This window comes from Pseudomonas yangonensis, from assembly GCF_009932725.1.
In the GTDB taxonomy this organism is placed as follows: domain Bacteria; phylum Pseudomonadota; class Gammaproteobacteria; order Pseudomonadales; family Pseudomonadaceae; genus Aquipseudomonas; species Aquipseudomonas yangonensis.
In genome coordinates, this window is sequence record NZ_BLJU01000021.1 from 126,715 (window position 1) to 133,459 (window position 6,745).

The 6,745-nt window shown below is 63.9% G+C and carries 4 protein-coding genes; all 4 read left to right on the plus strand.

Translation table 11 applies throughout. From position 1 onward, the window contains the following. The first annotated feature begins 210 nt into the window (after positions 1-210). Positions 211-1,344: an alkane 1-monooxygenase gene (locus GYB81_RS19815; protein WP_161865352.1), complete on the plus strand. Its 1,134-nt coding sequence runs from the start codon at positions 211-213 to the stop codon at positions 1,342-1,344. 315 nt (positions 1,345-1,659) lie between these two features. After that, entirely contained in the window at positions 1,660-3,099 is a 1,440-nt protein-coding gene (gene xdhA / locus GYB81_RS19820) for a xanthine dehydrogenase small subunit (RefSeq protein WP_161865353.1), read from the plus strand. 27 nt (positions 3,100-3,126) lie between these two features. Further along, positions 3,127-5,523, plus strand: a complete 2,397-nt coding sequence (xdhB, locus tag GYB81_RS19825; RefSeq protein ID WP_161865354.1) for a xanthine dehydrogenase molybdopterin binding subunit — start codon at positions 3,127-3,129, stop codon at positions 5,521-5,523. 208 nt (positions 5,524-5,731) lie between these two features. After that, on the plus strand, positions 5,732-6,577 hold the full coding sequence (gene xdhC / locus GYB81_RS19830; RefSeq protein ID WP_161865355.1) for a xanthine dehydrogenase accessory protein XdhC: 846 nt from the start codon (positions 5,732-5,734) through the stop codon (positions 6,575-6,577). Positions 6,578-6,745: the final 168 nt, after the last annotated feature.

The window sequence follows — 6,745 nt, forward strand, 5'->3', positions numbered from 1 at the left end:
CCAGGGGCAGGCAGTCGAGTCTGGGAGCCCCGCCACGTCTGGGCGGAGGCTGAAAAAACAGACGCGAAGTGTAACACAGGGTGTTACCGGGCCAAGCGTCCCGGTGAGGTGGTTTCCGTTCGAAAGGTCGGGCACACGGGCATGGTCACGGGAACTGATCGTCCTACAATCCTACGCAGAACCTACAACAAGAATGACCCGGAGAATCCGATGTTCGAGCACCTGCCCTCAAACTGGATGCTGGCCCTGAAAAAGATCGGCTACTGGATCTGGCTGATCCCGGTGTTCGGCATACCGCTCAGCTATTACTGGTCGCTGGGTAGCGCCCATGCCGATGCCTGGGCCTGGCTGGTGATCACGGTGGTGTTCGGCGTCATTCCGCTGCTGGATTTCGTCGTCGGTCGCGACCCGGCCAACCCGGACGAGCGTGAGGAAGTACCAGCGCTGGAGGCACAGGGCTACTATCGCCTGCTGAGCCTGGCCACGGTGCCCCTGCTGCTGGCGATGCTGATCTGGAGCGGCTGGATTTTCGTCAGCTACCACGCCTGGAGCTGGGTCGGCCAGCTCGGCTGGGTGCTGTCGGTCGGCACGGTGATGGGCGCCATCGGCATCACCGTGTCCCACGAGCTGATCCACAAGGACCCGCGCCTGGAACAGAATGCCGGCGGCCTGCTGCTGGCGGCGGTGTGCTACGCCGGCTTCAAGGTCGAGCATGTACGCGGTCACCACGTGCATGTATCCACGCCCGAGGATGCGTCCTCCTCGCGCTTCGGCCAGAGCCTGTACGCCTTCCTGCCGCACGCCTACAAGCACAATTTCCTCAATGCCTGGAAGCTGGAGGCCGAGCGCCTGGGGCGTCGCGGCCTGCCGGCCCTGCACTGGCGCAACGAACTGATCTGGTGGTATGCGATCAGTGCACTGTTCCTGCTCGGTTTCACCCTGGCCTTCGGCACGCTCGGCGCGCTGTTCTTCCTCGGCCAGGCGGTGATGGCCTTCACCCTGCTGGAGATCGTCAATTACGTCGAGCACTACGGCCTGCACCGGCGCAAACTGGACAACGGCCGCTATGAGCGCACCAATCCGCACCACTCGTGGAACAGCAACTTCCTCCTGACCAACCTGTTCCTCTTCCACCTGCAGCGTCACTCCGACCACCACGCCTACGCCAAACGCCGTTATCAGGTATTGCGCCATTTCGACGACAGCCCGCAACTGCCCAACGGCTATGCGGGGATGATCGTGCTCGCCCTCTTCCCGCCGCTGTGGCGCGCGGTGATGGACCCCAAGGTCCGCGCCTACTACGCCGGCGAGGAACATCAGCTAAGCGAATCGCAGCTGACGTAAGCCTCGCTCGAACCATCCCAAGCAACCCCGGCAGCGCCAGCTCCCGGGGTTTTCTTTTTCTGGCTGGCGCCTGTGAAAGGCCCACGATAGAGGTCTACCTGGCACGAAAGCCGCTAATCTCAGGCAATGATTCTGCACGCCAGGCTCATAACCGCTTTGCATGACAAGCAGCTGACCGCAGGGTCAAATATTTGTTGACCCAAAAGTCAGAAAACTCTAGATTGGCCCCATGGCAGCCCGCGCCAGGGCTCTGCAGTGCGTGCATCACCTGGCCAGCCAACCGAGTCATAACAATAAAGTGCCTGGAGGTCGTCCTTGATCCAGTTTTTACTCAACCGGGAGCTGCGCACGGAGCATGCCCTGGACCCCAACGTCACCGTGCTCAACTACCTGCGTGAGCACGTCGGCAAGACCGGAACCAAGGAAGGCTGCGCCTCCGGCGACTGCGGTGCCTGCACCGTGGTGGTGGGCGAGCTCGATGGCGACCGCGTGCGCTATCGCACCCTCAATTCCTGCCTGACCTTCGTCTCCAGCCTGCACGGCAAGCAGCTGATCACCGTCGAAGACCTCAAGCACCAGGGCAAGCTGCACAGCGTGCAGCAGGCGATGGTCGACTGCCATGGCTCGCAGTGCGGCTTCTGCACCCCCGGCTTCATCATGTCGCTGTTCGCCCTGCAGAAGAATTCGAGCGGCTTCGACAAGGGCGCCACGCTGGAAGCCCTGGCCGGCAACCTCTGCCGCTGCACCGGCTACCGCCCGATCATCGACGCCGCCGAGCAGGCCTGCTGCCAGAAGCAGCCGGACCAGTTCGACGCCTTCGAAGCCGACACCGTGACCCGGCTCAAGGCCATCGCCCCACGCGAGACCGCCGAACTCAACAGTGGCGACAAGCGCTGCCTGGTGCCGCTGACCGTCGCCGACCTGGCCGACCTCTACACCGCCAACCCGGAAGCCCGCCTGCTGGCCGGCGGTACCGACCTGGCCCTGGAAGTTACCCAGTTTCACCGTGAACTGCCGGTGATGATCTACGTCGGCCATATCGAGGACATGAAACGCATCGAAGTGACCGACAGCGCCATCGAAATTGGCGCTGCCGCAGCCCTGTCCGACTGCTACGAAGCCCTGTCGCGCGAGTACCCGGACTTCGGCGAGCTGCTGCACCGCTTCGCCTCGCTGCAGATCCGCAACCAGGGCACCCTGGGCGGCAACATCGGCAACGCCTCGCCCATCGGCGACGCCCCGCCGCTGCTGATCGCCCTCGGTGCGCAGATCGCCCTGCGCCAGGGCAACACCCGGCGCATCCTGCCGCTGCAGGACTACTTCCTCGACTACAAGGTGACCGCCCGCCAGGAAGCCGAATTCATCGAGAAGATCATCGTGCCGCGCAAGCAGGCCAACCAGGCGTTCCGCGCCTACAAGGTGTCCAAGCGCCTGGACGACGACATCTCGGCCGTCTGCGCGGCCTTCAACCTGAGCATCGTCGATGGCGTGGTGACAGACGCGCGCATCGCCTTCGGCGGCATGGCCGCCATCCCCAAACGCGCCAGCGCCTGCGAAGCGGCCCTGGTCGGCTCGGCCTGGTATCCCGGCGTGATCGAACGCGCCTGCGACGCACTAGGTGAGGACTTCACCCCGCTGTCGGATTTCCGTGCCAGCAAGGAATACCGCCTGCTCACTGCCCAGAACCTGCTGCGCAAGTTCTTCTTGGAACAGCAGTCACCCGAAATCGAAACCCGGGTCACGGCTTACGCCTGAGCGCGCAGCATTTTTTTGGAGACGAAGATGTCCAGTCATATCGAACACAAATCCCAGGAAGAGCTGGCCGCCCTGTTCCGCGCCGGCATGACCAGCGGCGTCGGCCGCAGCGTCAAGCACGAGAGCGCGGACAAGCATGTCACCGGCGAGGCGGTCTATGTCGACGACCGTCTGGAATTCCCCAACCAGTTGCACGTCTATGCGCGCCAGTCGGATCGTGCCCATGCGCGCATCCTGCGCATCGACACGAGTCCCTGCTATGAGTTTCCGGGCGTGGCCATCGCCATCACCAAGGATGACGTACCGGGCCAGCTGGATATCGGCCCGGTGGTCGCCGGCGACCCGCTGCTGGCCGACGGCAAGGTGGAGTACGTTGGCCAGGTGGTGCTGGCGGTCGCCGCCGACAGCCTGGAAACCGCGCGCAAGGCGGCCATGGCCGCCATCGTCGAATACGAAGACCTGGAGCCGGTGCTCGACGTGGTCGAGGCCTACCGCAAGAAGCATTTCGTGCTCGCCAGCCACACCCACCGCATCGGCGACTCGGCCAGCAAACTCGCAAACGCCCCGCGTCGCCTGCAGGGCACCCTGCATATCGGCGGCCAAGAGCACTTCTACCTGGAAACCCAAATTTCCTCGGTGATGCCCACCGAAGACGGCGGCATGCTGGTCTACACCTCGACGCAGAACCCCACCGAGGTGCAGAAGCTGGTGGCCGAGGTGCTCGGCGTGCCGATGAACAAGATCGTCATCGACATGCGCCGCATGGGTGGCGGTTTCGGCGGTAAGGAAACCCAGGCCGCCGGCCCGGCGTGCCTGTGCGCAGTGATCGCCCATCTCACCGGCCAGCCGACCAAGATGCGTCTGCCGCGCATGGAAGACATGAGCATGACCGGCAAACGTCACCCCTTCTACGTCGAGTACGACGTCGGCTTCGATGACGACGGCCTGCTACACGGCATCGAGATGGACCTGGCCGGCAACTGCGGCTACTCGCCGGACCTGTCCGGCTCCATCGTCGACCGCGCCATGTTCCACTCGGACAACGCCTACTTCCTCGGCAACGCCACCATCAATGGTCATCGCTGCAAGACCAACACCGCGTCGAACACCGCCTACCGCGGCTTCGGCGGCCCGCAGGGCATGGTCGCCATCGAGGAAGTGATGGACGCCGTCGCCCGCAGCCTGGGCAAGGACCCACTGGAGGTACGCAAGCTCAACTACTACGGCAAGACCGAGCGCAACGTCACCCACTACCACCAGACCGTCGAGCACAACGTCATCCACGAGATGACCGCCGAGCTGGAGCAGAGCTGCGAGTACGCCAAACGCCGCTGCGAAATCGTCGAGTTCAACAACAACAGCCCGGTATTGAAGAAAGGCCTGGCCATGACCCCGGTGAAATTCGGCATCAGCTTCACCGCCACCTTCCTCAACCAGGCCGGCGCGCTGATCCACATCTACACCGACGGCTCGATCCACCTCAACCACGGCGGCACCGAGATGGGCCAGGGCCTCAACACCAAGGTCGCCCAGGTCGTCGCGGAAGTGTTCCAGGTCGATATCGAGCGCATCCAGATCACCGCCACCAACACCGACAAGGTGCCCAATACCTCGCCGACCGCGGCCTCCAGCGGCGCCGACCTCAATGGCATGGCGGCGAAGAACGCAGCCGAGATCATCAAGCAGCGCCTGGTGGACTTCCTGGTGCGCGAGTACAAGGTCACCCCGGAAGACGTCGAATTCCGCAACGGCCAGGTGCGCGTGCGTGATCACTTCCTGTCGTTCGAGGAGATGATCCAGAAGGCCTACTTCGGTCAGGTCTCGCTGTCTTCCACCGGCTTCTACCGCACGCCGAAGATCTACTACGACCGCGACAAGGCGGCCGGCCGCCCCTTCTATTACTACGCCTACGGCGTGGCTTGCGTGGAAGTGCTGGTGGACACCCTGACTGGCGAATACCGCATGCTGCGCGGCGACATCCTGCATGACGTCGGCGATTCGCTGAACCCGGCCATCGACATCGGCCAGGTCGAAGGCGCCTTCGTCCAGGGCATGGGCTGGCTGACCACCGAGGAGCTGGTGTGGAACGTCAAGGGCAAGCTGATGACCTGCGGCCCGGCCAGCTACAAGATCCCGGCCATCGCCGACATGCCCATCGACCTGCGGGTGAAGCTGGTGGAAAACCGCAAGAACCCGGAAGACACCGTGTTCCACTCCAAGGCCGTGGGCGAGCCGCCCTTCATGCTCGGCATCGCCGCCTGGTGCGCGCTGAAGGACGCCGTGGCGAGCCTGGCCGACTACAAGGTGCAACCGCAGATCGATGCCCCGGCCACGCCCGAGCGCGTGCTCTGGGGTGTGGAACAGATGCGCAAGTTGAAGACGACGGCCAAGGCTGCCAGCGCTGCCGAGGTCGAGCCGGCCTGATTCGTAGCCCGGATGAAATCAGGGGAACCCTGCCCCGGATTGCAGCCGGGCTACGACCCGAAGCAAAGAGGTGTACAACAATGACAAAACACACCGAACCGAATAACCGCCCCGCTCGCCCGGCACCGGAGCCGATTCTCGATCCGTCGCCGAGCAATTGGCGCCTGCCGCGCCCGGGCCAGACCACGCCTTCCTGGAGGCTGAGCAAATGAGCTGGATCAGTGCCCTCGCCGAGCTGCAGCAAAAGGGTGAAGCCTGCGTTCTGGTGACCATCATCGAAGAACGCGGCTCGACGCCGCGCAATGCCGGTTCGAAGATGGTGGTCACCGCCGAGCGCATCTTCGAAACCATCGGCGGCGGTCATCTGGAATACAAGGCCATGGAGATGGCCCGCGAGATGCTCGCCAGCCGCAGCCAGGACACGCGCCTGGAGCGCTTCTCCCTCGGCGCCAGCCTGGGCCAATGCTGCGGCGGCGCCACCGTGCTGCTGTTCGAGCCAATGGGCCAGCCCCAGGCGCAGATCGCCGTGTTCGGCGCCGGCCATGTCGGTCGCGCGTTGGTGCCGCTGCTCGCCAGCCTGCCGTGCAAGGTGCGCTGGATCGACTCGCGGGAGAACGAATTTCCCGAGCACATCCCCGCCGGGGTGGAAAAGATCGTGGGTGACGAAGTGGTCGACGAGGTGGAGAACATGCCGCCCGGCAGCTACTACATCGTCATGACCCACAACCACCAGCTCGATCTGGAGTTGACCGCGGCGATCCTCAAACGCGGCGACTTCGCCTACTACGGCCTGATTGGCTCGAAGACCAAGCGCGTCAAGTTCGAGCACCGCCTGCGCGAACGCGGCCTCGAGGATGCGCTGATGGCGCGCATGCGCTGCCCCATGGGCCTACCCGAAGTGAAAGGCAAGCTGCCGGTGGAAATCGCCGTGTCCATCGCCGGCGAGGTGATCGCTACCTATAACGCCCTGTTTGGTGAAAAAAGAGCCGGCCAGGACGTGAAGAAGGGAGAGTCCAGCGTCGCCAAGCTGTTGCCCGCCTCGCGCCGGTCCTGATTCATACCCTATTTTTCGGTGCGTCCAGCGCACCCTAGCCACAATGCTTTCACTTAAGGACGTATGCGTTTTGCTCCCCTCTCCCATTTATGGGAGAGGGGTTGGGGGAGAGGGCCGAAAACACCGCGAGGCTGCCAGTTTCCCCCTCTCCCTAGCCCTCTCCCCAGA

What these genes read in the sequence shown, in the direction of transcription:
- GYB81_RS19815 (WP_161865352.1), top strand. Translation starts at nt 211, where the DNA reads ATGTTCGAGCACCTGCCCTCAAACTGGATGCTGGCCCTGAAAAAGATC.
- xdhB (WP_161865354.1), top strand. Translation starts at nt 3,127, where the DNA reads ATGTCCAGTCATATCGAACACAAATCCCAGGAAGAGCTGGCCGCCCTG.
- xdhC (WP_161865355.1), top strand. Translation starts at nt 5,732, where the DNA reads ATGAGCTGGATCAGTGCCCTCGCCGAGCTGCAGCAAAAGGGTGAAGCC.